Below are 24,037 nucleotides of genomic sequence, written 5' to 3'. Positions count from 1 at the left end.
GCGTTCGTCGGGTATCGATGGTAGTGGTGGACAGACTTCCCAGAACAACCGTTGGCAACCGACAGCTAGAGCCTTCGGGTTAATCGTGAGATGAAGATCGTCAGTCTACGGGATGTTGGCCGTAGTAGGGTACCACCTCGGCCCAGTGAGGTCTGTGACCAGCCTGCCAATCCTGATAAGCCAGGGACAGGACTTGGGTCACCGTTTGGGCCATGTCCTCGGTGGCAGTGACGGCCTGGATGGGGCCAGAAAATTCGGCTAAGGTCTGTTGCCATTGGGCGGGAGAGACCACCTGTTCCGCTTGCAGGGTCTTCAATCCATCGGGGGTGGGCTGGTAGAGGGCGGTGAAGCGCATCTCCCGCTGGGCTTTGAGGTCTACAGCTAGGACGGTGGCGGGATCGAGATCAGGGCGTTGCTCCACCACCGACTGGGCTAGGGCGGCAAGGCTGGAGACCCCAAACAGCGGAATATTCAACTGCTGGGCTAGGGTGCGGGCGGTAACAACGCCAATACGGGTTCCGGTGAAGCCCCCAGGGCCACGGGCCACCGCTAAAAAGGAGAGATCCGCCCAGGCGTAGGGCTGTACAAAGTCCGCCAGGGTGGTGTGCAGGTGCATGGAGAGGTCGCGGCCAAAGTTCCAAGTCTGGGTGCGGGTGATCTGTTCAAAATCGCTGAGCGCCAAGCCCAGGGCCGGACTGGAGGTGTGGATGGCCAAACCAATCATAGGGAAACGGTTCGCGGATGGGGCTTTGCCCCCGGTCGTCGCTATCATGCCATAGATCCAGCGGAAAACTGTAGGGGCGCGGTTGCCGCGCCCGCCAGGACTAGGGCCAACCCGTCGATGGGCATGGGTCGATCCTGCGATCCCCGCTAATTGACTGCTTTCAATTGACTTTCTTCTATCCCAAGGATTGTTGAGATAGAAAGAATGTTTTTGATCCCTTACTCCCCAAAACAAACATCTTTCTTAAGAATTAGAGGTCTGGGCAGCCGAATCGCCACAATAACCCTACGACAAGGGATTCAGGTAATCTAGAATAAGCCGATTTAGGGGAAAAACGGATTGAAATATGAGACCTTTCGCCCAAATAGTGTTGTTAATCTCATTATTCCCTGGGTGCGGGTATGTCAAAATGTAAGCGGTTTTTTGCCAACTCACCTCAGCTCTTGGAGTAGGCAGTCACAATGGACTCGATGGAACTTCTATATCAATACGCTTGGCTAGTGCCCGTGCTGCCCTTGATTGGGGCGGCGGTGGTGGGCACGGGGCTTGTGTCCTACAGCCAAGCCACCAACAAACTGCGGCAAGCGTCCGCTATCTTCATCGTCTCCCTCACCGGGATGGCGATGGTGTTTTCGTTCTTAATCTTTTGGAGCCAGGTGCAGGGCCACCCCGCCTACACCCAAATGTTTGAGTGGGCCTCGGCGGGAGACTTCCGCATCGAGATGGGCTACACCGTTGATCACCTGGCCTCGTTGATGTTGGTGATCGTCACCACCGTGGCCTTTTTGGTGATGATCTACACCGATGGCTACATGAGCCACGATCCGGGCTATGTGCGGTTTTACGCCTACCTCAGCCTGTTTAGCTCCTCCATGCTGGGTCTGGTCATCAGCCCCAACCTGCTTCAGGTCTATGTATTTTGGGAGCTGGTGGGGATGTGTTCCTACCTGCTGATTGGCTTTTGGTACAACCGCAAGCCCGCCGCCGATGCCTGCCAAAAGGCGTTCGTCACCAACCGGGTGGGCGACTTTGGCCTGCTGCTGGGCATCCTCGGCCTGTTTTGGGCTACGGGCAGCTTCGAGTTCGACATCATGGGCGAACGGCTGACGGAACTGGTGAACGTGGGTAGCCTTGCCCCCAGCATTGCCGCGATTTTTGCGGTGCTGGTGTTCCTCGGCCCCGTGGCCAAGTCAGCCCAGTTCCCTCTCCATGTGTGGCTACCCGACGCCATGGAAGGCCCCACCCCGATTTCGGCCCTGATCCACGCGGCCACGATGGTGGCGGCAGGGGTGTTTCTGGTGGCGCGGATGTACCCCGTGTTCGAGGAAATCCCCACGGTGATGAACGTGATTGCCTACACGGGTGCGTTTACCGCCTTCATGGGGGCCTCCATCGCCATCACCCAAAACGACATTAAGAAGGGCCTCGCCTACTCCACCATGTCCCAGTTGGGCTACATGGTAATGGCCATGGGCGTTGGCGCATACTCGGCGGGTCTGTTCCACCTGATGACCCACGCCTACTTCAAGGCCATGCTGTTCCTCGGTTCCGGCTCCGTCATCCACGGCATGGAAGCGGTGGTGGGCCACGATCCCGTCTTGGCGCAAGATATGCGACTGATGGGCGGTCTGCGGAAGTATATGCCCGTCACGGCGATTACCTTTTTGATCGGGACTCTGGCCATTTGCGGGATCCCCCCCTTCGCCGGATTCTGGTCGAAGGATGAGATCCTGGGCGCAACCTTTGCCGCTAGCCCCGTCCTCTGGGCGGTGGGCTGGCTGACGGCGGGGATCACCGCCTTCTACATGTTCCGCATGTACTTCTCGACCTTTGAGGGCGAGTTTCGCGGCAACGACGAAGGCATCCGCAGCGACCTGAAGCGGGCACAACTGCAAAAGATGGGCCTCTCCCTTGGCCCTGGGGCGATGAACCCCCAAGAGCTGACCCTCGATGCCGATGATCATGGCCACGACGACCACGATCATCACCACGCCCACGAACCCCACGAATCGCCCCTTTCCATGGTCTTCCCGCTGGTGGCCCTGGCGGTGCCCTCGGTACTGGTAGGTCTGGTGGGAACCCCCTTCGCCAACTACTTCGAGGCGTTCATCCATCCCCCCAGCGAGGTGTTTGATGCCGCCGAAGCCGCCGAAGCCTTCGACCTCAGCGAGTTTGCCCTGATGGCGGGTAGCTCCGTAGCCATCGCCACCGTGGGCATCATCGTGGCGGTGCTGATGTATCGCACCAAGGCCATCGATCCCAAGGCCATCGCCGCCAAGATCCCCTTCCTGTACAACCTGTCGCTCAACAAGTGGTACGTGGACGATATTTACGAGGTGGTTTTCGTCCAGGGCAGCCGCAAGCTGGCCAAGCAAGTCCTGGAAATCGACATCCGCATCGTGGATGGTCTAGTCAACCTGGCGGGCTTCGTCACCCTGATCACCGGGGAAGGGCTGAAGTACCTGGAAAATGGCCGCGCCCAGTTCTATGCCCTGATTGTGTTTGGGGCCGTCCTCGGACTGGTGCTGCTGTCGGGTGTGACCTAACGTAGGGTGGGCACTGCCCACCATTGCCTAGTCCCTGGAGGATCCCCCCTAGCCCCCCTTATGAAGGGGGGAACCGGACTCAAAGTCCCCCTTTCTAAGGGGGATTTAGGGGGATCTCCCAGATATTGGCCGATGATGACGAGATCTCAGGTGGGCAGTGCCCACCCTACCTTCTTCAAAGTCCCTCTCCCATGTTGGGAGAGGGATTTAGGGTGAGGGCTCCGGGGATTTAGGGGGATCACCCTTTCATTTCCTTCTTTCGTATAAAAACTGTTTCAATTTCTCCCCATTTTCAAAATTTTCCCGTTAGATACAAGCAAGGCCAGATACAAGCAAGGCCAGCCTCCCGGCAGAATGTCTCCCCGACACCATGCCCCTTTGACAAACCGCGACGAGAAACAGCTTTATGGACCTCGCGACTTTTCCTTGGTTAACCACCGTTACCCTGCTGCCCTTGGTGGCCTGCATTGCCATTCCCTTTTTGCCCGACGACAACGGCAAGACGGTGCGTTGGTATGCCCTCGTGGTGGGGTTGATCGACTTTGTGTTGATCGTCACCGCCTTTTACCTCAATTACGACTTCAGCAACCCCGGTCTCCAGCTTGTGGAGAGCTATACCTGGGTACCCCAGCTTGATCTGAAGTGGTCGCTGGGGGCCGATGGCCTGTCGATGCCGCTGATTTTGCTGACCGGGTTTATCACCACCCTGGCGGCGTTGGCAGCGTGGCCCGTCACCCTCAAGCCGAAGTTCTTTTACTTCCTGCTGCTGGCTATGTATAGCGGCCAGATTGGGGTGTTTGCGGTACAGGATATGCTGCTGTTCTTCCTGTTCTGGGAACTGGAGCTGATCCCGGTGTACCTGCTGCTGTCGATTTGGGGCGGCAAAAAGCGCCTCTACGCGGCGACCAAGTTCATTCTGTATACGGCGGGTGGGTCGCTGTTTATACTGGTGGCGGCGCTGGCGATGGCCTTCTACGGCGACACCGTCACCTTTGACATGACCGCCCTAGCGGAAAAGGTCTACCCGATGCGGCTGCAACTGCTGCTCTACGGGGCCTTCCTGATCGCCTACGCCGTTAAGCTGCCGATTATTCCCCTCCACACCTGGCTACCCGATGCCCACGGGGAAGCGACGGCCCCGGTACACATGCTGCTGGCGGGTATTCTGCTGAAAATGGGCGGCTATGCCCTAATTCGCATGAACTTTGGCATGCTGCCCGAGGCCCACGCCTATTTCGCGCCAGTTCTGGTGATTTTGGGCTGCGTTAATATCGTCTATGCAGCGTTGACCTCCTTTGCCCAGCGCAACCTCAAGCGCAAAATCGCCTACTCCTCCATTTCCCACATGGGCTTTGTGCTTATTGGGATTGCCTCCTTCACCAACCTGGGCCTGAGCGGGGCGGTGCTGCAAATGGTGTCCCACGGGCTGATTGGGGCTAGCCTGTTCTTCCTGGTGGGGGCCACCTACGACCGCACCCACACCCTAATTTTGGAAGAAATGGGCGGCGTGGGTAAGAAAATGCCCAAAATCTTCGCCATGTTCACCGCCTGCTCCCTGGCCTCCCTGGCCCTACCGGGGATGAGCGGCTTTGTGGCCGAGCTGATGGTGTTTGTCGGCTTTGCCACCAGCGATGCCTACAGCCTCACCTTCCGGCTGGTTGCCATCACCTTTATGGCCATTGGCGTGATTCTCACCCCCATCTACCTGCTTTCCATGCTGCGGGAAATCTTCTACGGCCCCGAAAACAAGGAACTGGTGGAACACGAAGAACTGGTGGATGCCGAACCCCGCGAGGTGTTCATCATCGCCTGTCTGCTGGTGCCGATCATCGGCTTTGGTCTCTATCCCAAAATGCTGACCCAAATCTACGACTCCACCACCGAAAAGCTAAACACTCGCCTCAACCAGGTGTTTGTCTCCCAGGGCGATACGGCGGAACTGACGGTGCCTCTGGCGGCGTTGCCTGTGCTCAAAGCGCCCTCGGTGGGCGAACCTGGAGTCTAGATCGTCTGGTTATGTCTCATCTAGGCGGGTTTGTCCTTGGACGACCCGCCTTTTTGCGTTAAAGAGTCTTAAATTACGGGGCACCCAGGGTATCGGGTGTTTATACTGAAATATCCCACCTATGATCTCATATAAGGGTATTAGGCGGAAAATTTCCCTCTAATAAAGAGTTATGCCGCCTCAAGTTGTCGGTAGGGACAGAACCGAGAGGTAATTTTTGGGATGTATTGCGCTAAGTAACTACGACTGTTGAACTAGGCTAGGCGACAACAGTGTGAGAAGACTGCTATGACGTGATACTGGGTGAAGATTTGTGGGTGGTATGTGTTCCTGGTTCGGATCTAGGGGAAAGCTAGGGTTGGGTGCCGAGGTTCTTTCAATTAGTTGCATGAAAACTACAGTAAATCCTCAATGGAAAGTATCAGCATAAGGGACAACTTACAGATTGATAATGTCCAAGAATTTGCCAAAGCTGTTGATGGAAACGATAATCTTTGGCACTGTCTAGTTGGGCGAGAAGTGACCAATTGTACATGGGGAAAGGGTGAAGTATCACTTATAAATACGCACCGCATTTTCTTGAAGAATTTTGGTGGCCCTACAAGTTATCCCAAAAATAAATTTATTGAGGAGTTTCAAGAGATAAAGCCAGGAATATCTGCTTATGACCTTCTTGACCCTTGCACAATAGAAGAAATTCAGTCGTCATTAAAAAGATTAGAAGAAATATTTGAAAAAGATTTTCTCAATGCCAAATATTTCTATGAATCTAATTGCGTCAAATATATTTCTCTCAGTGATTTTGAACAGAGGAAGGTAAATTTCGTAAAATTGTGGGCATCTAAAAACTTAGCGTTTGAATTAGATGATGAACAGTCAAGAGCGATTGGTGCAGTTGAAGACCATGTTCAAGTGGTTGCGAGGGCTGGCAGTGGTAAAACCCGAACTTTAGTTAGTCGATCTCTGTTTTTACAAAAACATTGTGGTGTTTCTCCAAATGAAATGTTGTTGTTAGCTTTTAATAAAAAAGCTGCAAATGAAATGCACGACCGTCTAACAAAACAGCTTCAAGGCTCTATTCCTCATGTTATGACGTTTCATGCTTTAGCTTATGCACTTGTTCATCCTGAAGAAGATATTCTTTTTAATGAACCGGATGGAGCGCAAAGTAAAAGTCGTGCATTGCAGACAGTCATTGATGATTACCTGCGCGATGCGGATTATTGGGTAGAAATCCGTGATTTGATGACAGCCCATTTTCGTGAGGATTGGGAGCGCATCATTATGGGTGGTTACGATAAAAGTCCTCAAGAAATACTAAAATATCGTCGTTCTCTACCAAAAGAGAGCCTTAGAGGAGAATATGTTAAGTCATTTGGTGAAAAAATAATTGCAGATTTTTTATTTGAACACGGTATTAATTACAAGTATGAGCGTAGTTTTTGGTGGAGTGGAATCAACTATCGTCCTGATTTCACAATTTTTACTGGGGATAATCAAGGTGTAATTATTGAATACTTTGGGCTGAGGGGTGACCCTGACTATGATGAAATGTCAGATAAAAAACGACAATATTGGGAGAATCAAGATAGCTGGCAGCTACTTGAGTTTTATCCTAATGACTTAACAAAAAATGGAATCGAAGGCTTCTATGCTTTGCTAAAGCAGTCTCTTGAGAAGTGCCAGATTTCCTGCTGTCGTTTAAGTGAAGAAGAAATATGGCTCCGCATCAAAGACCGAGCTATTGACCGATTCACCACAGCGATGGAAAATTTCATTCAACGATGTCGAAAGTTAATTCTTTCAGTTGAAGACCTAGCTGAAATAATAGCTAATCACACTTGTGTTAATGAGGTTGAAGAGCGTTTTTTAGAACTAGCCAAAGTATTCTATCAAGCCTATCTTGAACGTCTTCAAGAAACGGGTGAAGAAGATTTTGATGGATTAATGCAAAGATCATCAGAGATAGTTGCTTCAGGACAAACAGTATTTCGGCGAAAATCTGGAAATGGAGATCTGAAGAACCTAAGATATATATTTATCGATGAATATCAAGATTTCTCCAATCTCTTCCATTGCTTAATAGAAGCTATTCGGACGCAAAACTCTAGTGTGCAAATTTTTTGCGTTGGTGATGACTGGCAAGCGATCAATGGATTTGCTGGTTCTGATCTATCTTTTTATCAAAACTTCGAGAAGTTTTTTCAACCCTCTATCAAGCTTTCTATTAATACTAATTATCGTTCAGCAGACTCTATTGTGAGGGTTAGTAATCAGCTAATGAACGGGCTTGGCGATCCTGCCCGTGAGATTAACAAATCGTTAGGGAAAGTAGAGATTGCTAATCTTAGTAATTTTAAGCCGTTGCCAGTTGAACAAGAGAATCATCCAGGAGATGATTTTACACCTGCTATTTTACGCTTGATCAATAAAGCACTTCAGCACGATAAAAGCGTAGTTCTACTGAGCCGAAAAAATAGTCTACCTTGGTACATAAATTATGGAGAAAAGCGTAATAAAAGGCGAGATCAACTAGGTAGCTTTTTAGAGCTATTACGCTCAAAATTCCCTGAGATCTTAAGAGAAAAGATAAATATATCGACTACTCACAAGTATAAGGGCTTAGAAAAAGAAATTGTTATTATCCTAGATGCTGTCCCTCGATCTTACCCATTGCTACATCCAGACTTAATGTTTACATTTGTTTTGGGAAGCTCAGTTGAAGGTACAGTGAATGAGGAACGCCGCCTTTTTTACGTTGCACTAACTCGTGCCGCAGAACACTTATTTATTTTAACCGAGACAAATAATATGTCTCCTTTTGTTGAGGATTTGCAAAGTAGAATAAATATTTCTTTGTTGGACTGGTCAACCTATGACCCTGTTGTTGGAGAAGCAAGGCGAATCACTGTTAAAGTAACTAACCAAAATGGAAGGGGTAGTAATGGTACCTTCGCAATTAAGGAGCTACTAAGGGCCGAAGGTTATGAGTGGAATAGTCGATTGAAAGCTTGGTGGCGAAATTACTCAGCACAAAATTTCTCGATACAGTCCTTTTTCGCCAATACTCAATGGGTTTCTCATGCAAACGGCATTCACCTGCAATTTTATGACGACTTCGAGAATGTGCTAGCTACCTATGTTATTGATCGTGGACAGTGGAGTTGTATTTTTGATAATTTCCCTGTATAAGGTTCAGAACATTGATTCAGATATATAGCGGTTCTCGCTGGTGTGAGGTACGTTGAGACGCCTGTAACGTATATGCAACATGGCTTTTGCTGTGCTGTATCCAATGGGGAACCACTATAGAATCGTTACTTACTTTAGCTGTTCTCTTGTTGTAATTCCGGTGGCATAGCAACCCCAACGCAACGGACTGACGAAAATTGCTCGTGTTGAGTCAAGGTGATCTGCCGCCGCTGGTTGGGAACGTTAGGCTGCAACCCCTGTCTTACTCACGATCATTGGATTGGAGCAGAAGCCCTAGTTTTGCATCTCAGTCGGAGCTTGGCATACAGGAAAGACAAGGGATAAATCCTAGCCTTCGGTGGGAGATACCCCCGTCCCTGCATTTATGGGACAATTCTGCAAACGCTGATAGCCAGAGAAAGTAAAATTCACATCAATAGTGGATGGGCATTGTTATGAGTACTCAAATCACGATTACCTTGCCAGACGACATTTACCAACGAGCCGAACGCTTTGCGCGTCTTGCAAACCGAGACATTGCCAGTGTTTTAGCCGACACGATTCAACATTCCATCCCACCCGTCAGCCTAGATGTTCTTGGCCTACAACCCGTCGCCGCTCTCCCTAACGACCCCGACGAGTAACCGTTCACATCCCCCCTACATTTGAATGAGAGATTAAGGATTATAGCGATTTAGCCAGAAGGGAGCGAATGATGACCTAGTGGCAGCAAAGACTATACTGTAAGAATATGGCAGCTTAGCTAGGTAGAATGAGATCGTATGCTAGCCCTGAGTTATCCACACATCCAGAAATTAGAAAATCAGCCTGCGCGACTACAGCGATTGCCACGCATTCGAGTCGCGAAAATTGTCATGGACTATCTCGCCTATGGTTGGTCTGTAGAAGAAATATGCCGACAGCACCTTTACCTAAAGCCAGCCGAAGCCCATGCCGAAATGGGCTACTATTTTGACCACCAGGAAGAAATCGACCAAGAAATCACCCAAGAGTGGAATCAGTTACAAACTAGCATAGCGCAAAGAGCTAGATCGCCTTTTTACACCAGAATGAAAGCAAAAGGACTGCTGTAAGTGGCCATTGCTCTGTATATGGATGTTCACATTCCCCAAGCCGTTACAGATCAGTTGCGTCGTCGAGGTATAGACGTACTGACGGCCTTTGAAGACGAATGCCAAGAACTCCCTGACGATCAGCTTTTATTAAGGGTGACTCAACTTAATCGCATTCTGTTTACCCCAGACATTCGATTTCGCGTTTTAGCCGAAACCTGGCAAGTAGAAGGAAAGCCATTTTCTGGACTAATCTTTGGCCATCAACTTTCCCCCGCTAACGCTGAGGTCATTGATTATTTCATTTGGTTGGACGGCTCAATGTCTCCCCCCAACGGAACCCAGGACACCACCCGTAGGGTATGGAAGCCACGTACCCTAGCAGCATGGCAAAAAGCCTGGGATGAGGGCCGACTAATTCACGATGCCGTAGATCGCAACCTAGCCTACGGAGGCAAGCGTGGGGCGATCAATCAGCGTGATTGATCGCCCCACGCTTGAGCCGCTGCTATTCATGCCCGAATCAGACCTGATTCGGGAGGGCGGGGTGTGTGACACCGTTTGCGAGTTTGTGAACACCTACTTTGGCGGCGACATCTACCAAGAGGTTGCTGTTGTTCGGTTGTAAGTTTCAGCGGTAGTGCATTAATCTACGGACCAGAGAAAAATCAGCCCGAAACAGCGATCTACTGCCGTAAGGTCTTTAGGGGCACCTGATTATTCTCTGGCCTGTACGAAATGGGACTACCAACGTTAGAACCGAGACCTGGTATCCTGTCGGCCCCAACACAGGCCGCCTACACATCTGTCACCAGGCCCGCCTCATCCGAGAGCAAAAGGCCCAAGCCCAGCACCTCAAAAATAGCTAGAGACCGTCCCCACCCATCAACCGAGTAACGACCGCCTCAATCGCCGGGGCAAACGCTTGCAGCACAGGCGAAAGGGTGATGACGGTACCCGCCGTAATGATGATCGTCCGTGCCGTCACCAGGTTCTCACGGGTGAACTGAAAGAACCGCTCATCCCAGCGCCCCACCTCATCCTTGAGTTCCTGACGGCTACGTTCAAGCTCCGACCGCAGTTCTTGGATCTGCTCAACAATGTCCTTTAGGGTGGGTTCTCTCTCTGGGGTGCTGGTCATAACTACCTGCCTTGTATACCCTTCCATCCTATAACCATGCACCAACTAAGCCTAATCGAACCCGTCATAGAACAGGGCTGGACACCTGACGCTTGGCAAACCCCCGCCGCCGTCGCCAAAGTACTGGCCAGCCACGTCAACCTCACAGACCATCGCCGCCCCATTGATGATGTCATCGTAGAGTCCGGGGCTGGGACTGGGCAGATCGCCCGCTTTCTGCCTGAGGGTAGCCACGCCGTTGAACTCAAACCCCACCGCCTTGAACAAGGCCGCGCTAGGGCACCCCATTGCCACTGGCACCAAGCCGACTACCTCACCTGGGGAGAGCCGGACACCGTGGATCTGGTTATCGGTAACCCGCCCTTTAGCTGCATCGTAGAGTTCATTAACCACAGCTTCGAGCTGCTACAGCCTAGGGGGCGGCTGGTGTTCTTGGCCCCCTGCGACACCTTCCACAAACCCACCATCCTAGACGCCATCCCCCAGCCCTTCCACCTGGCTGAGCAGCGCATCGTGGGGCGTGTCGCCTACCTTGGCCCAGACGGCAAACCCCAGCGAGGCAGGCAGGTGTATGACAGCATCTTTACCCTGTGGCTTCTCCCCAGCCCTCACTAGGTTTTGCCGTTGGCAGGGTTGCCACCTACCGCCGCCCCCTGTGGCTGGCCATGGTGAGAAACGTAGCATTGGCGGTGACAGCATGGCGCAAAACTCGAAGGGTAGCTTCACCAGGGCGCTCACAGAACTGATCGGCCCGGTGGCCACCCAAGCCCTGATAGACGCTTTTCCAGGGCAACCTCTCTACATTCCCCATGCCCCCATCCCCCCCGATCACCCCATCGCCGCCGCTATCGGTCTTGGCCCCGCCCAAACTCTAAGCCAGCATTACGGCGGGTGTCGTCCCCTCATCCCCCTTGGTTACGATTCCCGCATCCGCCGCCGAAATGTGGCCATCCTAGCCGCTCACCAATCCGGGGCCAGCACCCCCGCCCTAGCCCAGCAGTTTGGCCTGTCTAATCGCCAAATCCGATCTATCCTGTCCCGTTTCAGACGGGGCCATGTGCCAGTTACCCCCCAGCGCTGGACTAACTTTTCAGAAACGACGGGCTATCCCCCGTGTGCCAGTTGCCCATTTTTGGCCAAAACCCAAGCCACCCCCAACGACAGAATCAGGGATTCCGCCGCCGCCGTCGGTGAGTAGTTGCCTCGCAACGCAACCAATCAGCCCCCTATTCCATCCCAAAACACCCCGGAAAGCCCCGGAACTTCCCAGACGAAAACCTACCCCCATGGGTGCCCCCTGCCAACCAAGGGTATCCCCCGCAAACCCCCGTCAGGCAGGGCTTAGGGGAGTGGGAAAGGTAGTCGGCTGTACTTTACTGGCAATGCACCTGTACGTTAGTCGGTTACGTGCAGCCATCGTGACGTGTTTGAACCAGGGATTCGCCGAGTGATATCGCTGGCCAGGTTGAATCTGCTCATGAGCTGCTCTGGGGAGAGGCGGCGGAATCGTTCGTAGCTCACGTCTGGCTCGGTCAGGGTTTCGTAGGCTTGACGGGTAGAGAGCCACCGCACACGAGTAGGCGCTGGGGGTGGGGCGGCGGCTTGGGCCTGCCTCAGTTCATCGAGCGCCGCCTCTAACTGATGAAACTTGGCTTGGGTGGCCTCTATGGCCGCTTCATCAAACTCCCCAGGGAACAAGACGCTGCGAGGGCACCGTAGCACCGCTTCAGATTCGGACTTGACGCCCCCTACCGATTGCTTCCATTCGATCAGGCGTTCGTAAACTTTGGTGGGCAAGTAGCAGGTGATTTGAACTAAATCACGCCCTTTAACTTGAATAGCCATGACCACCTCCAGGGGTGGGTTATTTTGTCGATTGTAACTTACATTTTGGTTGCCAGAATCAACCAGGGGTAATGCACATTCCGGTTAACCATGGGCAGAAAATGTACGGTTTTTTGTGCCTTGTGCCCAAAAGCGGTATGGCACCGCATTTCTAGCAAAACTAGAGTTTTGGCCTGGTCATGCCCAGCCTAACCGCGTCCTGGTCGTAAATTTTGGTTCGTTAAAAGACAGGACTTTTGGCCCTTAGTTTCTCTACGATATGGAAGAGTAACTAGGCCAAAATCATGCCTAAAAAATGTCGTGAAGGGCAAGCGGCGGTTTGGAGTCAAGAAACCTTTGAAGCGGTTTTGAACCAGCTTCCAATGCCCCATAAACTCATCTTTGCGATCTGTGGCTATACGGGCTGTCGCATCTCCGAGGCCCGTCAACTTTGCGCGGGTGATGTGGGCAAGGCTGATATCCACTTTCGCCGCGCCATTGTGAAGGGGAAAGACCACAGCCGATCTGTCCCGATCTGCCATCGCCTGGGTGAGCTGCTGGCCCAGTATGAACTGCCCACTAGCGGCTACCTCTTCCCAGGCCGTCACCGTGGCCAGCCGATCACCCGCGTGGCCTGTGACCAGGCCTTGCGGCGGGCCTGTTCTGTTCTGGGCCTTGAAGGCTACTCTACCCACTCATGCCGTAGGAGCTGGGCAACTCGCCTAGACAAAGCTGGGGTGAGATTGAAGGCCATCGCCGCCCTGGGTGGCTGGGCCAGCCTGGAAAACCTAGGCCGCTACCTTGATGTTGATGAGGGTGAACTGAGGGCGGCGGTAGAGGTATAGAGGCCCATCACAGTTCTGGCAGCCGCAAATCTTGAGCCACCCCGGCATAGTGGCGAAAAATCATCCCAGGGGAGTTACCCACCAAGGCCGCTACATCCTGCACGGCCATGCCCCGCCGTAGCGCCGCCGTGATAAACGTGCTGCGAGTTTGGTAGAGGCTGCGATCCTCAAGGCCCAGCTTGGCCAGCAGGGGACGCCACAGCGTTCGGTTTAGGTGATCGCCGTTGACCATCCGCCCCTTTGGGCTGGTGAACACCAGGGCATCCCCCGCCGTCTGCTCAGGCCGTAGCCCATCCAGCAGCGCCTTAGTCTTGGCATCCAAGGGCACCCGCCGCCGTCGTTGGCTCTTCAGATGCAGGCGACGATACCGCCCCCCTTGGGCACGGGAAACGGTGGCCAGAAACGTCACCTCATCCCCCCGAACGTTGCCCCACTGAAGCGCCGCCGCCGCCCCAATTCGGCACCCCGTCCGAAACAGAAACTCAATGAAGGCCCGATAGTGATGGCCTTCCAGCGCCGCCAAAATCAGATCCCGCTCTTCTAGCGTGAACGGGTGGGGGTCGGGTTCTGACTCGGGCTGGGGTGCCCTCAGGTGCTCCCAAGGGTTCGTTCTGATCTGCCCTGTCTTCAGTCCCCACTCACAGGCCGCGCTCAGCAGGGTGGTGAGGCGGTAGGCGATGTGTTCGGGGTGCCGCTCGATAATGAACCGGAACACCTCCCCAGCATCTTCTAGACGGTGGCTGGGTAGCGCCTGAACGTGACCATCCAGCACCCCATAAAACCGCTGGGTGCTGGGGGCTAAGCGGCGCTTCTTCACCTCAAGATACCCCCGCCAAAGTTCGCCCAAATTTGGCCCGCCGCTTTTCCGCTTGGGCACGGCGTAGCGCTCCAAGGTGTGGTCAAAAATCCCCAGCCTCAAATCATCGGTCATTCGCTGGGCAATGCGAGCGGCCACCGCCCGATTGGTGGCATTGTCCCCCAGGCCCGTGAGGGCTTGCCGTCGCTTCTTCTCTTCAGTCCAGCGGTAAAACAGTCTCCCTCTGGAGGGGTACACCGAGACCGTCCCGTTTTTTGCTCTGGCCATAGCTCAAAAAATTGGCTGATGATCCGCCCAATTGGCTTCTATGGGCACCCTTTGAAGTGCTTATAACCATTAAACTAGATCTGACGTACTACAGCCTAATTTAGGCTAGATCTGCTCAAACCCACTGAACTTAAAGGGTTTAGGGCTGCTGTAACCCACTCGGTTAACAGGTAGCATGGTTTCAATAATGGCAACCCCCATGCCACAATTGGCCCAATCTCTTAGGGTAGAGGGTAGAGGAAACGGTGGAGCTATCGTCTCAGCCGGGGCCAAATGTTGGCCCTCGTTCAGGGCAAAATCTGGGGCAACCATTGACGGGAACGCCCACACCCCAGCAGTTGCAGAGCATCAAAGCCCAGCTTGATCTGGTGCTGCTAGCCCTAGAATCCCTCACCGGGCTAGGGTCTGAAGCGATGTTAGCCGCAGCGACCCACTTGGGCCTGTCGGATTTGTTGAGTGATCGCGTCAACCTTTGGCGGTTACGGCAGGCCAGCCCCCTGCGTAAGGGGCAAGGTCGCAAAAAGCTCGATATTGATGAAGCCCGCGCCCTAGTCTTGGTTATCACCCACCTCGCGCTCGATCACCAAACCACTATCCGCCAAGCCGTTACCCACCTGGAATCCGCCCTCGACCAAGGTCGCCCCCCCCACCGCACCGCCATGCTGGGCAATTACCTCGATGCCTTTGTTAACGCCTACCAAGAACGCATGGAGGCCGACCCAACCTCCACCCCGGATGACCTCAACCCCCTCGCCCTCAAACTGCTGATTGATTTGTTGTTCTATGGCAACCCCGACGGTTCCCGCAAACTTTGGTTGGCCCTGCTAGACCGCTCCAAAACCTAGTCCCGGCCATAGTCGGAAGTCGGACGTACAACGGTACATCTCCACCAAGGCCCCAATAGCCAACCCTTCACAACCAACCTTCAATAACTAACCCACAACAACTCATAGCCAATAACCAATAACCAATCCCCAATCACTAGTTCCATGCCCACCCTTGCCACCCTATCCTCCTACCAATACGCCGCTGGCTCTTGGGCCTTGCAGCTAACGGGGCAGGTGTCGCCTTTGAGTACCCTGGCGGATCGGGTGGTGCTGAAACGTTCACGGTTTCAGCTATGCCTATGGGAAAGGGCCGACACCCCAGACCATGTTCAGGCCGATGGACAGCCACCCTCCCCCGCTGAAACGTTCCCTGCTGATGGATCCCGCCAATCTCCCCCCGCCTTCGAGGTCTCTGGCCATGGCCCAGACCTAGCCGACCTCAGCTATTTGGTGCAAACCTATGTGCAGCATTACCTTCAGGCACAAGGGCTAACCCCATCCCAAGGACTTAGCCAAGGGCAGAACCGTTTGGCTCCCGTGGGGCTCACGCGCCATCGACTGACGGTGACCGGGGCATCTTCCCCCGCCGCTGTGAACTTGTCTTTGGTGCAGTTGGCGGATTTGGCCACGGTGCTAGACCAAGCTGAGCAAGCCGTAGCCCATTGGTCGGAGGAACTAGCCCCGGCCCAGCGGCGACCATCGCGGCTACGGTGGCCTGCTAGGCTGCCCCTGTGGACGGGATCGGTGGCGGCGGTACTGGTGGCGGCGGTACTGGGAAGCCAATGGCTAGGGTCGTCTCCCCCGGCCCTAGTGCTGTCTCCCACACCCACGGCAGAAACATCTGCCCCAGCAGACATTGCTGGAGGCACCGCCGAGGACAACGGGGCCATAACCGAGGGCTCTCCTCCGCTCGATGCTGATCCGTTAGAGGCAGGCCCATTCGCTGGGGCAGACCCATTAAATGACTCATTAGATAATGATGCTCCAGCCTTAGCCCCAGTCCCTAGGGCATCCGACCAATCCCCGACCCCAAATCCCCCCTCAAACGCCCCTAGGCCAGACGTGGCATCAACCGGGCCAGACCGTGCGGTTGCCCCAGCCCCCCAACCCAGGCCGGATAACCTCGCAGCAGTGCCCCCTCAGGCCGCCTCGCCTTCCTCCCCGGAGGAGTCTTCGCCACCGCCCCCTCCCGCTCCTATGCCACCACCGGAGGCCATTGGATCGCAAGCTAGAGTGTCCGCAACGGCATCCTCTGCGCCCCCGCTAGTATCCCCAGAGTCCCCAGAAACCCAGCCCCCTGAATCGGCAGATGAACTGGCCCCAGCCCCTTCGGCAGGTTTGGCCGATAGTGCCCCCGCTCACACCCTAGATTCCCTACGACTAGCTTTAGCCGAGATCTGGAACCCAATTCCAGGACTAGCCTCACCCCTGCGCTATCGCCTCACCCTGGGGCCAGCGGGAGAGATTCTGGCTATCGAGCCCCTAACCGCCCCATCGCGCCAATATCTGACCCAAACGCCCCTGCCCTCGGTGGGCACCGTGTTGCCCAACCTACGCCTAACAGAACCCACCACCGTTGAGATTGAACTCCTACCCTCCGGCGATGTGCAAGTTCACCCAACCCCCTAAATACCCCAGGCGACGACACCCACATCGTTAGCACTGGGTGAGATCTACGACCCAACGCCTAGACAAAATGCTCAAGGCCGATCACGGAATTCCAATCAAGGGTCTGGCCGTCAGCCTAGACCATGCTCTGGGGCTTGGGTTAGGATGGAATGCGGGCAAAGCTTGGATAACGGTATCCTGTGGCCCTACCTGCCCTGTTAAAACGCCGCCATGAAAGAGTTTTTTGAGAACGTTTTCCGCTATCCGCGCTACCTAATCTCCTTCTCTTTGGGGATTCTCTACAATGCAGTGCAGCCCTTGGTGCCCCTGCTCCAGCGTCCGACCACGGCGGTGGCATTGGTTGGAGCGGTGGTGGCGGGGTTTCTGTTTCTTACCTTCACCCTGCGGGCCATGCTGGGCCTGGGTGCCGCCTAGGGTTTGTCGGTCAGATGGATGCCAAGGTCTCCGCTGCCCTCACCCTAAATCCCTCTCCCCAACTTGGGAGAGGGACTTTGAAGAGTCTTCCGGCTCTCATCTCCCCGTGGGAGAGGAGCTGGGGGGAGGGCCAAACCTAGCTACAGAGAGAATGCTTGCCATCAGCCAAGGCTAGGACAAGCACCGTCGAGAAGATTGTTTAGCACGTTGGAGTACGGGGCGATGGCCAATAGTCGTCGAGTGGAGCGGGTGGCGTCGTTGATTAAGCGCGAAGTCAGCCACATGTTGATGGGCGATATTAAGGACGACCGGGTGGGGGCTGGCATGGTCAGCGTCACCGATGTGGATGTGTCTGGGGATTTGCAGCACGCCAAGGTGTTTGTCAGCATCTATGGCACCGAGGAAGCCCGCGCCGAAACCATGGAAGGGCTGAAGGCAGCGACGGGCTTTGTGCGAAGCGAACTAGGCCAGCGCATTCGACTGCGGCGTACCCCAGAGATTCTATTTAAGGAAGATACTTCCATGGAGCGGGGCACGCGGGTGTTGTCGCTGATCAACCAGCTCAGCCAAGAGCGGGAGGAAAAGGGCATGGATGACGCCTGGTTTGAGGCGGGGGAAGAGGGGGATGAAGCGGGAGACGATCTCGACGGAGATTTCCTCGATGATGCCATTCCCAGCGCCGAGGACGATGGGGACGATTTGGCGTGAGGACGGCTCCCAGTGCCATCATGCCCTCCCCCGACGCGCTTTCCCTAGCGGAACAGGTGGCGCAAATGGTGGTGGTGCGTACCTCCGGCCATTTGTTTGACCACGAAATTCGCTATCCCGCCTGGGAAGCCGACCGGGACACCTTGCACCACTACCTTGCCGACCTAGGCGTGGGCGGAGTGATTTTGCTGGGGGGCAGTGCCGCCGAGGTGGGCCTCAAAACCGAGGAATTACAAACCCTGGCCCAGGTTCCCCTACTAATCGCCGCTGACATCGAAGAAGGGGTAGGCCAGCGATTTAGTGGGGCCACTTGGTTTCCGCCCCCCATGGCCTTGGCCGAAATTGCCAAACGGGATCTTCCCCAGGCCGAAGCCTACGCGGAAGCCATGGGTGCCGTCACCGCCGAAGAAGCCCTGGCCATCGGCCTCAACTGGGTGCTGGCCCCAGTGGCCGATGTGAACAACAATCCCGAAAACCCCGTCATCAACGTGCGAGCTTTTGGGGATACGCCGGAGATTGTCGCCGCTCTGACAACAGCCTTTGTGTGCGGTGCCCAGCGCCAGGGTGCCCTCACCACCGCCAAACACTTTCCGGGCCATGGTGATACAGCAGTGGATTCCCATCTAGAACTACCCACCTTGCCCCACAACTGGGAACGACTCCAGCGGGTGGAATTGCCGCCCTTCCAAGCGTTGATTGCCGCTGGGGTGGATACGGTGATGACGGCACACCTCACGATCCCGGCCCTGGATCGGCAGTATCCCGCCACCCTGTCTGACCGTACCTTGACGAGACTCCTACGCGAGAAAATGGGCTTTACGGGGCTGATTGTCACCGATGCGCTGATTATGGGAGCCATCACCCGCACCTACGGCCCCTACGAAGCGGCGGTACTGGCGGTGGAAGCTGGGGCGGATGTGCTGTTGATGCCCACCGACCCCGAAGGCTGCATTAAGGCCGTGGTGGAGGCCGTAACCACCGGACGCATTCCCCCAGAGCGCATTGCCGATTCTGTAGAACGCCTGTGGCGAGCCAAGCAGCGGGTGGCCTCTCGCCTTTCGGTGCCGCCAGAATCCTGCCACGCCTGGGAACATATTCCGCCCCCGCCGATTCACCTCGATCCCTTCCTGCGGCCAGAATCTCAGCGCCTTGCCACCAATATCCTCACGGCATCCATGACCGTGGTAGGTCAGGTGCCACCCGGCGACGCCCAGCATCCCGGCGACAATCTGATCCTGGTGGATAGCGTGGTGGATTGTCCCTTTTTGAACCGCACCGCCCCCGCCATTGCCCTGCCTGCCCAATCCCACTACCAGCTTCAACTAGTGGATCACCAGGGTTGCCAACGCTGGCCCCAGGCCGACACCCTGCGCCCGACGTTGATGCAAATCTTTCTGCGGGGCAATCCCTTCCGGGGTTCGGCGGCGGTGTCTCCCCTGGTGCAAGCTTGGATCGAGGCGATCTTGAATGCCCAATGCCTTCAGGGGTTGGTCATCTACGGCAGTCCCTATGCCCTGGATTACTTGAAAACTCAATACCTTGGCGTACCCACCCGCACCGTTACGGCATCCGCCGAAGCCCCCGATCCCTCCCATCAAGACCTTCCCTACGGCTTCAGCTATGGCCAAATGGCGGCGGCTCAGCATCACCTACTAACAGCCCTCGGCCTGGGGACTACCACCACCGAACGCCCCACCCAAACCGTCGCCTTCACAGATTAGTCGCTGGTCAGAGGGTCTCCCACAGCCGTCATCAGGATGAACTGACCACATAGTTGATCTGAAACGTCGCCCATTGCTGGTGATTCAGGGCGTAAACGTCTCCCGCACTGCGGCCTTCCGGCAGTGCCGCATCGCTATGGAGATCTTGTAGCAGAGCTTGGGCAAATTTGAGGGGTTGCTCAACTCGGCGCAAATCGGCTTGCACAGAGGCCATGGGGCCATCGGCGGCGAGCGCCTCTAGGCTGTGGGTAAAGGGTTGAACACTGAGGATAATGTGAGTCTCGACCTGCGCTGTAGACCCTAGGATGCCCCAACCGCTAGGGTTATTGGGCACCAGCAGGGTCTGCCGGGGATCCAGGGACGGGCCGATTAGCTGTGTTCCGTCGGTGTTTCCGCTGTCTTCGGGGGCCACCACTAGGGCCGAGCAGTCTCCCTGGCCGTTGATGCGAATTACTAGAACATGAAGGGGGAGATCGCTGTGATTGGTGATGCGGTACTGAAAACGGGCATCTCGCGAGAGGGTGAGGGTGGTGGGGCCGCTGCCGGGATCCGTCAGGCCGGGATGGGTGAGGCGGCTGGCTTCGGTTTGTTGGCGCAGTAGCACCGTGGGTTTGGGGCCGACGGCTTCCACGGCAACGAGGGCGGCAAGGCCAGAGGCAAAGCGGTTTTGGGTAAGGCGCACCAGCTTTAGGGCTAGCAGGGATCGTAGGGTGGGGGTGAGGCGGGTGAGGGCGGTTTTGACGGCCTCTTCCTTGGCCAGCATGGTGCCTGGTACCAGCGTGCGGTTGGGGGCAAACAGACCGTAGCTGCTTTCTGTGAGGCGTTCGCTGCCAGCGCTGGAGAAACGGTCGCCATCGGCAGGACTCCCTCCTGGCCCCACGGGTAAGCGCCCAAAGAGACAATCGGCGTTGCGTTCGCCAGCGGCAATCGCGGTAACAAAGGGCACCCCCGCTAGGGCACTGGTCGCATCCACCCGTTCCACCCGCTTCAGTTGGCTATCTAGGGCCATCGTGAGGGTGAGGTTGGTGGGCAGCACCCTCACTTTCTCGTAGAGTGGCTGGGCTTGGGCGGATAGGGAAACTTCGGCCATCACAGGTTTAGCCACGCCATGCAGGCCGCTGCGCGACTCTAGGCGCAGGTCTAGCACGGGATCGGGTACGACGGAATTGGGGGCGACGGCATCCGTAGGCGTGGCGGCATCGTGGGCGGAAGGATTGGGGATGGTAAACCGAGATCCAGGCTGGAGGTAGTGCAGCAGATCCGGCGATAGCCCGCCCAACCAGAGGTCTAGGGTGCGTGGGTCGGTGGGTTGCGCGAGGCCAACGGCGTTGGGTTGATCGGGGGGCAGGCTGTAGGGCATGGTAACGGCCTTAGGAGCCAGCACATTACCCAAAGTAGGTACCTGATCCGGCCCAGTCCAGTGCTGGATCCGATCCCCCGTCCGCTGGATCAGCAGCTTAGGATTGGGATCCGCCACCGCTTCCCACAGGCTTTGGGTGAGGGCGTAGGTAAAGAGTCCAGCACTAAAGCCATCCCATGGCCCCTCTAACACCAGGTTTCCAGGATTGTTCGCTCTCAGCAGCAGCCCTGGCCAAGGGGTTTCGCCTTCCCTGGCTCCCTCCACCGTGCCTAAAAAAGGTTCCGGTAAATTGCCAACGGGCACTATGGGCCGGGATCTCACCTTCATATTGCCCCAGCGCAGATATCCCGTGTCCTGGCTTCCGGCGTCGATTACCGTGGTTAGGTTTGGTGTGGCGACCCGTCGCAGAATTGCCGCAATTTCCACTTCTAAAAGGTCGTTTAAGGCGGGCTGATCGCTGCTGGGCAAACGTCCGTCCACGGGTACCCAGGCGCGATAGGTGAGGTTGGGATTGCCCTCCCAGCGCACTTGGCTACCGTAGCCACTGAAATGCAGCAGCACCACGTCATCGGCCTGGGCCTGTTGGACGAGGTGCTGGTCGAGGGCGTTGACAATGCCCTGACGGGTAGCCGCCTGGTTAGTGAGGGTGAGGATATCCTGGGGCGCAAAGCCAAACCGATGGATCAACAACTGCCGCTGCATCCCCACATCAGTCAAGCAACCTTTGAGGGCTACATCTTGACCGGGCGTGACGCTGATCGCTCGATCCGGGTACTGGTTAATGCCGATCAGCAGGGCCAGTTTGCGACGGGCGGGTTTGCTGAGTGCTTGGGCATAGGGGGTTGCCCTCAGGAAGCTACTTCCCCCCACGCCTAACGCCCCTAGCGCCAGACTCGTCCGTTGCAGAAACGACCGTCGATTCAGTGTCACGGGATGGCTTGCCCCACCGATGGTTTGCCCTAGGTAGAGGATACCTTAGCCGACTGCTTCGGGTACCCGCATGGCGCGAGCCAGTTCCGCCGCCACTTCAGGACGGGAAAATTCCGGCGGGGGTAATTCTCCTCGGCGCAGCATCTCGCGTACCTTGGTGCCGGACAGGTGGATGCGCTCCTCCTTGCTGCTGGGGCTGGTTTTGGAGGTGGCCATGCCGCCCGTGCGGGTGCAGTAGAAGGCGTGCTCAAACTTCATCGGCACAATGCCCAGCTCGGCGGGGTCAAACTCGTCGAAAATGTACTGGGCATCGTAGGTGCCGTAGTAGTCGCCTACCCCGGCATGGTCGCGCCCCACGATGAAGTGGGTGCAGCCGTAGTTTTTGCGAATCAGGGCGTGGAAGATGGCTTCCCGTGGCCCCGCATAGCGCATGGCGGAGGGGTTAATGGCCAGAATCACCCGATCCTGCGGGAAGTAGTGCTCCACCATAATTTCGTAGCAGCGCATCCGCACATCGGCGGGGATGTCGTCGGACTTGGTGGCCCCCACGAGGGGATGCAGAAACAGGCCGTCCACGGTTTCGAGGGCGCACTTTTGAATGTACTCGTGGGCGCGGTGGATGGGGTTGCGGGTTTGGAAGCCCACTACGGTTTTCCAGCCCTTTTCCCGGAACATCGCACGGGAAGCGGCGGGGTCAATTTGGTAGTTGGGGAACAGGGGGTGAGGATCCCGCTGCATTAGCCAAATCGGGCCAGCCAGGTTCACGGCACCCTGCTCGTAGACCACCTTTACACCGGGGTGCTTGTCCTCGTCGGTGCGGTAGACGTGGATGGCCTCGCGGGTTTTGTCGTAGGTGTACTTTTCTTCCAGTTCCAGCACCCCAACGAAGCGCCCGGTGGGGTCATCTAGCCGCACCAGAGAGCCTTCCTTCAGGGGGGCCGCTACGTCCTCAGACACCGACAGGGTAACGGGCACCGCCCAGGGCAGCCCATTGGCCAACCGCATATCCGTGACGACGGGATCGTAATCGGCCTTCTTCATAAAGCCGTCTAGGGGGCTAAAGCCGCCAATGGCGATCATCACCAGGTCAGAAAAGGCCCGCTCATCCAGGGCGACACGGGGCAGACTGTTAGCCTGCTCCAAAAAGTGCGCTTCCTTTTCGGGGGAAACCAGGCGATTAATCAGCGTGCCACCGTGGGGGGCAATACCATCCTTATGCATCGTCATGGGGATACCGTTTTCCTACACTGGGCGACATAATCCGCGAAGTCAGACCCAGGCAGCCGCAACCCTCGCAGGAGGCCATTCGCTGAGGCCGCCAAGGGTGTGAAACACAAAATGGCTGTACTGACTCGCTTACTCCATGAAATTACATCTTGGTACCGATGTCACCTGCAATGGAGATATTTTTCGGCTTGAATTCAATTTTGACTTAGATTGAATCACAATTCATTTGAACTTCGAGTCTAGTGCTACTCTATTCCCCACTGGGATCGCATCATTAATCTAGCGAAGAGGGGCTATCGATCCAGCCACAGGCAAAGGATCATCTGATCAGCCAAGGTGCCTGCCTGTACGGATGTCTAGACCCATGCGCTTGGCAAGAGGCATGTGGATAGTTGAGGGGGCTATGCAACCCACGCATGACTATTGGCTAGGTCTAGCCTGCTCATGGGCAATACTAAGCTGATATGCATTTAAATTACATTGACTGTGTTTCCTTTATTTTTGATCTTGCGATCCCAGTTGATGACAAGCTGCCCTTCGTTCAATAGGTTATGAACAAGCGCTTCTAAATCCTCAATCGACTCAAATAGACGATTGGCAATGAATTCCTTTGCAGAGTGCCAAACTAACTCGATTAAATTATAGTCCGGACTGTAGGGTGGCAGAAATTCTAAAACAATGTTGGGCATCTCCTTCGCTATCTTCTCTAGAATCTCTGCCTTTTTATGAATACTTGCATTGTCTAAAATGATAAGAATCTTAGGGCCATCCTGCTCAAAGTCTTCAA

General features: G+C 55.4%; 22 protein-coding genes. 15 read left to right on the top strand and 7 right to left on the bottom strand.

What is annotated here, in order from left to right; translation table 11 throughout:
• Positions 1-100: 100 nt before the first annotated feature.
• Positions 101-772, bottom strand: coding sequence for a tRNA (adenosine(37)-N6)-threonylcarbamoyltransferase complex dimerization subunit type 1 TsaB (tsaB, locus tag H6G62_RS04060; protein WP_242051815.1), 672 nt, complete (start codon positions 770-772; stop codon positions 101-103).
• A gap of 422 nt (positions 773-1,194) precedes the next feature.
• Here tsaB and H6G62_RS04055 point away from each other — a divergent pair, with 422 nt between their 5' ends.
• The 7 genes from H6G62_RS04055 (at position 1,195) to H6G62_RS04025 (ending at position 10,168) form a co-directional block, all read left to right on the top strand.
• A complete protein-coding gene (locus H6G62_RS04055; RefSeq protein ID WP_190492839.1) occupies positions 1,195-3,270 on the top strand; it encodes an NAD(P)H-quinone oxidoreductase subunit 5 in 2,076 nt (691 codons plus the stop codon).
• A gap of 406 nt (positions 3,271-3,676) precedes the next feature.
• Positions 3,677-5,275, top strand: a complete 1,599-nt coding sequence (locus tag H6G62_RS04050) for an NAD(P)H-quinone oxidoreductase subunit 4 (protein ID WP_190492838.1) — start codon at positions 3,677-3,679, stop codon at positions 5,273-5,275.
• 411 nt (positions 5,276-5,686) lie between these two features.
• Positions 5,687-8,467, top strand: a complete 2,781-nt coding sequence (locus tag H6G62_RS04045; protein ID WP_190492837.1) for a UvrD-helicase domain-containing protein — start codon at positions 5,687-5,689, stop codon at positions 8,465-8,467.
• 455 nt (positions 8,468-8,922) lie between these two features.
• Positions 8,923-9,111 (top strand): hypothetical protein, encoded by a 189-nt coding sequence (locus H6G62_RS04040; RefSeq protein ID WP_190492836.1) that lies wholly within the window; start codon positions 8,923-8,925, stop codon positions 9,109-9,111.
• Positions 9,112-9,249: 138 nt separating this feature from the next.
• Positions 9,250-9,561 (top strand): DUF433 domain-containing protein, encoded by a 312-nt coding sequence (locus H6G62_RS04035; RefSeq protein ID WP_190492835.1) that lies wholly within the window; start codon positions 9,250-9,252, stop codon positions 9,559-9,561.
• Positions 9,562-10,026 (top strand): DUF5615 family PIN-like protein, encoded by a 465-nt coding sequence (locus H6G62_RS27295; protein WP_347239288.1) that lies wholly within the window; start codon positions 9,562-9,564, stop codon positions 10,024-10,026. It abuts the gene before it with no gap.
• The gene (locus tag H6G62_RS04025) at positions 10,019-10,168 is read left to right on the top strand and encodes a hypothetical protein (protein WP_190492834.1); all 150 of its coding nucleotides are present in this window, start codon (positions 10,019-10,021) and stop codon (positions 10,166-10,168) included. Before H6G62_RS27295 ends, H6G62_RS04025 begins: the two co-directional genes overlap by 8 nt.
• 237 nt (positions 10,169-10,405) lie before the next feature.
• Here the strand turns inward: H6G62_RS04025 and H6G62_RS04020 are convergent, their stop codons facing one another.
• Positions 10,406-10,681 (bottom strand): hypothetical protein, encoded by a 276-nt coding sequence (locus tag H6G62_RS04020; RefSeq protein ID WP_190492833.1) that lies wholly within the window; start codon positions 10,679-10,681, stop codon positions 10,406-10,408.
• A 36-nt stretch (positions 10,682-10,717) separates the two neighbouring features.
• On the opposite strand from H6G62_RS04020, the gene H6G62_RS04015 reads away from it, so the two are divergent.
• Together H6G62_RS04015 and H6G62_RS04010 are read left to right on the top strand one after the other, a co-directional pair.
• Positions 10,718-11,296, top strand: coding sequence for a class I SAM-dependent methyltransferase (locus tag H6G62_RS04015; RefSeq protein WP_190492832.1), 579 nt, complete (start codon positions 10,718-10,720; stop codon positions 11,294-11,296).
• Entirely contained in the window at positions 11,253-11,879 is a 627-nt protein-coding gene (locus H6G62_RS04010) for a Mor transcription activator family protein (RefSeq protein WP_190492831.1), read from the top strand. Before H6G62_RS04015 ends, H6G62_RS04010 begins: the two co-directional genes overlap by 44 nt.
• A 197-nt stretch (positions 11,880-12,076) precedes the next feature.
• On the opposite strand, the gene H6G62_RS04005 is transcribed toward H6G62_RS04010, so the two are convergent.
• Positions 12,077-12,526 carry a hypothetical protein gene (locus H6G62_RS04005; protein WP_190492830.1) on the bottom strand — a complete coding sequence of 150 codons (450 nt, stop codon included), beginning with the start codon at positions 12,524-12,526 and terminating at the stop codon, positions 12,077-12,079.
• 284 nt (positions 12,527-12,810) lie between these two features.
• Here H6G62_RS04005 and H6G62_RS04000 point away from each other — a divergent pair, with 284 nt between their 5' ends.
• The gene (locus H6G62_RS04000) at positions 12,811-13,350 is read left to right on the top strand and encodes a tyrosine-type recombinase/integrase (RefSeq protein ID WP_190492829.1); all 540 of its coding nucleotides are present in this window, start codon (positions 12,811-12,813) and stop codon (positions 13,348-13,350) included.
• A gap of 7 nt (positions 13,351-13,357) precedes the next feature.
• Here the strand turns inward: H6G62_RS04000 and H6G62_RS03995 are convergent, their stop codons facing one another.
• A complete protein-coding gene (locus H6G62_RS03995; RefSeq protein WP_190492828.1) occupies positions 13,358-14,434 on the bottom strand; it encodes a tyrosine-type recombinase/integrase in 1,077 nt (358 codons plus the stop codon).
• Positions 14,435-14,679: 245 nt separating this feature from the next.
• On the opposite strand from H6G62_RS03995, the gene H6G62_RS03990 reads away from it, so the two are divergent.
• The 5 genes from H6G62_RS03990 (at position 14,680) to H6G62_RS03970 (ending at position 19,733) form a co-directional block, all read left to right on the top strand.
• Positions 14,680-15,279: a DUF3038 domain-containing protein gene (locus tag H6G62_RS03990; protein WP_190492827.1), complete on the top strand. Its 600-nt coding sequence runs from the start codon at positions 14,680-14,682 to the stop codon at positions 15,277-15,279.
• Positions 15,280-15,423: 144 nt separating this feature from the next.
• On the top strand, positions 15,424-16,890 hold the full coding sequence (locus H6G62_RS03985) for a DUF4335 domain-containing protein (RefSeq protein WP_190492826.1): 1,467 nt from the start codon (positions 15,424-15,426) through the stop codon (positions 16,888-16,890).
• A 210-nt stretch (positions 16,891-17,100) separates the two neighbouring features.
• Positions 17,101-17,304, top strand: a complete 204-nt coding sequence (locus H6G62_RS03980) for a DUF751 family protein (protein ID WP_190492825.1) — start codon at positions 17,101-17,103, stop codon at positions 17,302-17,304.
• Between the two features lie 222 nt (positions 17,305-17,526).
• On the top strand, positions 17,527-18,012 hold the full coding sequence (gene rbfA, locus H6G62_RS03975) for a 30S ribosome-binding factor RbfA (protein ID WP_190492824.1): 486 nt from the start codon (positions 17,527-17,529) through the stop codon (positions 18,010-18,012).
• Positions 18,013-18,032: 20 nt separating this feature from the next.
• Entirely contained in the window at positions 18,033-19,733 is a 1,701-nt protein-coding gene (locus tag H6G62_RS03970) for a glycoside hydrolase family 3 N-terminal domain-containing protein (protein WP_190492823.1), read from the top strand.
• Between the two features lie 31 nt (positions 19,734-19,764).
• On the opposite strand, the gene H6G62_RS03965 is transcribed toward H6G62_RS03970, so the two are convergent.
• The 3 genes from H6G62_RS03965 to H6G62_RS03955 form a co-directional block, all read right to left on the bottom strand.
• Positions 19,765-22,023 carry a caspase family protein gene (locus H6G62_RS03965; protein WP_190492822.1) on the bottom strand — a complete coding sequence of 753 codons (2,259 nt, stop codon included), beginning with the start codon at positions 22,021-22,023 and terminating at the stop codon, positions 19,765-19,767.
• A 45-nt stretch (positions 22,024-22,068) separates the two neighbouring features.
• The gene (gene sat / locus H6G62_RS03960; RefSeq protein ID WP_190492821.1) at positions 22,069-23,250 is read right to left on the bottom strand and encodes a sulfate adenylyltransferase; all 1,182 of its coding nucleotides are present in this window, start codon (positions 23,248-23,250) and stop codon (positions 22,069-22,071) included.
• A 470-nt stretch (positions 23,251-23,720) separates the two neighbouring features.
• Positions 23,721-24,037: transposase (locus H6G62_RS03955; RefSeq protein WP_190492820.1), on the bottom strand; the 317-nt coding region annotated here is incomplete at its 5' end.

Source organism: Phormidium sp. FACHB-1136, from assembly GCF_014697375.1.
GTDB lineage: Bacteria > Cyanobacteriota > Cyanobacteriia > Phormidesmidales > Phormidesmidaceae > Nodosilinea.
The sequence above is the reverse complement of the archived record's forward strand: the minus strand, read 5'-3'. Positions and strand labels throughout refer to the sequence as shown.

Excerpts from the sequence above, each read along its gene's own strand:
- tsaB (WP_242051815.1), bottom strand. The coding sequence starts at position 772 with ATGATAGCGACGACCGGGGGCAAAGCCCCATCCGCGAACCGTTTCCCT.
- H6G62_RS04055 (WP_190492839.1), top strand. The coding sequence starts at position 1,195 with ATGGAACTTCTATATCAATACGCTTGGCTAGTGCCCGTGCTGCCCTTG.
- H6G62_RS04050 (WP_190492838.1), top strand. The coding sequence starts at position 3,677 with ATGGACCTCGCGACTTTTCCTTGGTTAACCACCGTTACCCTGCTGCCC.
- H6G62_RS04045 (WP_190492837.1), top strand. The coding sequence starts at position 5,687 with ATGGAAAGTATCAGCATAAGGGACAACTTACAGATTGATAATGTCCAA.
- H6G62_RS04040 (WP_190492836.1), top strand. The coding sequence starts at position 8,923 with ATGAGTACTCAAATCACGATTACCTTGCCAGACGACATTTACCAACGA.
- H6G62_RS04035 (WP_190492835.1), top strand. The coding sequence starts at position 9,250 with ATGCTAGCCCTGAGTTATCCACACATCCAGAAATTAGAAAATCAGCCT.
- H6G62_RS04020 (WP_190492833.1), bottom strand. The coding sequence starts at position 10,681 with ATGACCAGCACCCCAGAGAGAGAACCCACCCTAAAGGACATTGTTGAG.
- H6G62_RS04015 (WP_190492832.1), top strand. The coding sequence starts at position 10,718 with ATGCACCAACTAAGCCTAATCGAACCCGTCATAGAACAGGGCTGGACA.
- H6G62_RS04010 (WP_190492831.1), top strand. The coding sequence starts at position 11,253 with ATGACAGCATCTTTACCCTGTGGCTTCTCCCCAGCCCTCACTAGGTTT.
- H6G62_RS04005 (WP_190492830.1), bottom strand. The coding sequence starts at position 12,526 with ATGGCTATTCAAGTTAAAGGGCGTGATTTAGTTCAAATCACCTGCTAC.
- H6G62_RS04000 (WP_190492829.1), top strand. The coding sequence starts at position 12,811 with ATGCCTAAAAAATGTCGTGAAGGGCAAGCGGCGGTTTGGAGTCAAGAA.
- H6G62_RS03995 (WP_190492828.1), bottom strand. The coding sequence starts at position 14,434 with ATGGCCAGAGCAAAAAACGGGACGGTCTCGGTGTACCCCTCCAGAGGG.
- H6G62_RS03985 (WP_190492826.1), top strand. The coding sequence starts at position 15,424 with ATGCCCACCCTTGCCACCCTATCCTCCTACCAATACGCCGCTGGCTCT.
- H6G62_RS03980 (WP_190492825.1), top strand. The coding sequence starts at position 17,101 with ATGAAAGAGTTTTTTGAGAACGTTTTCCGCTATCCGCGCTACCTAATC.
- rbfA (WP_190492824.1), top strand. The coding sequence starts at position 17,527 with ATGGCCAATAGTCGTCGAGTGGAGCGGGTGGCGTCGTTGATTAAGCGC.
- H6G62_RS03970 (WP_190492823.1), top strand. The coding sequence starts at position 18,033 with ATGCCCTCCCCCGACGCGCTTTCCCTAGCGGAACAGGTGGCGCAAATG.
- sat (WP_190492821.1), bottom strand. The coding sequence starts at position 23,250 with ATGACGATGCATAAGGATGGTATTGCCCCCCACGGTGGCACGCTGATT.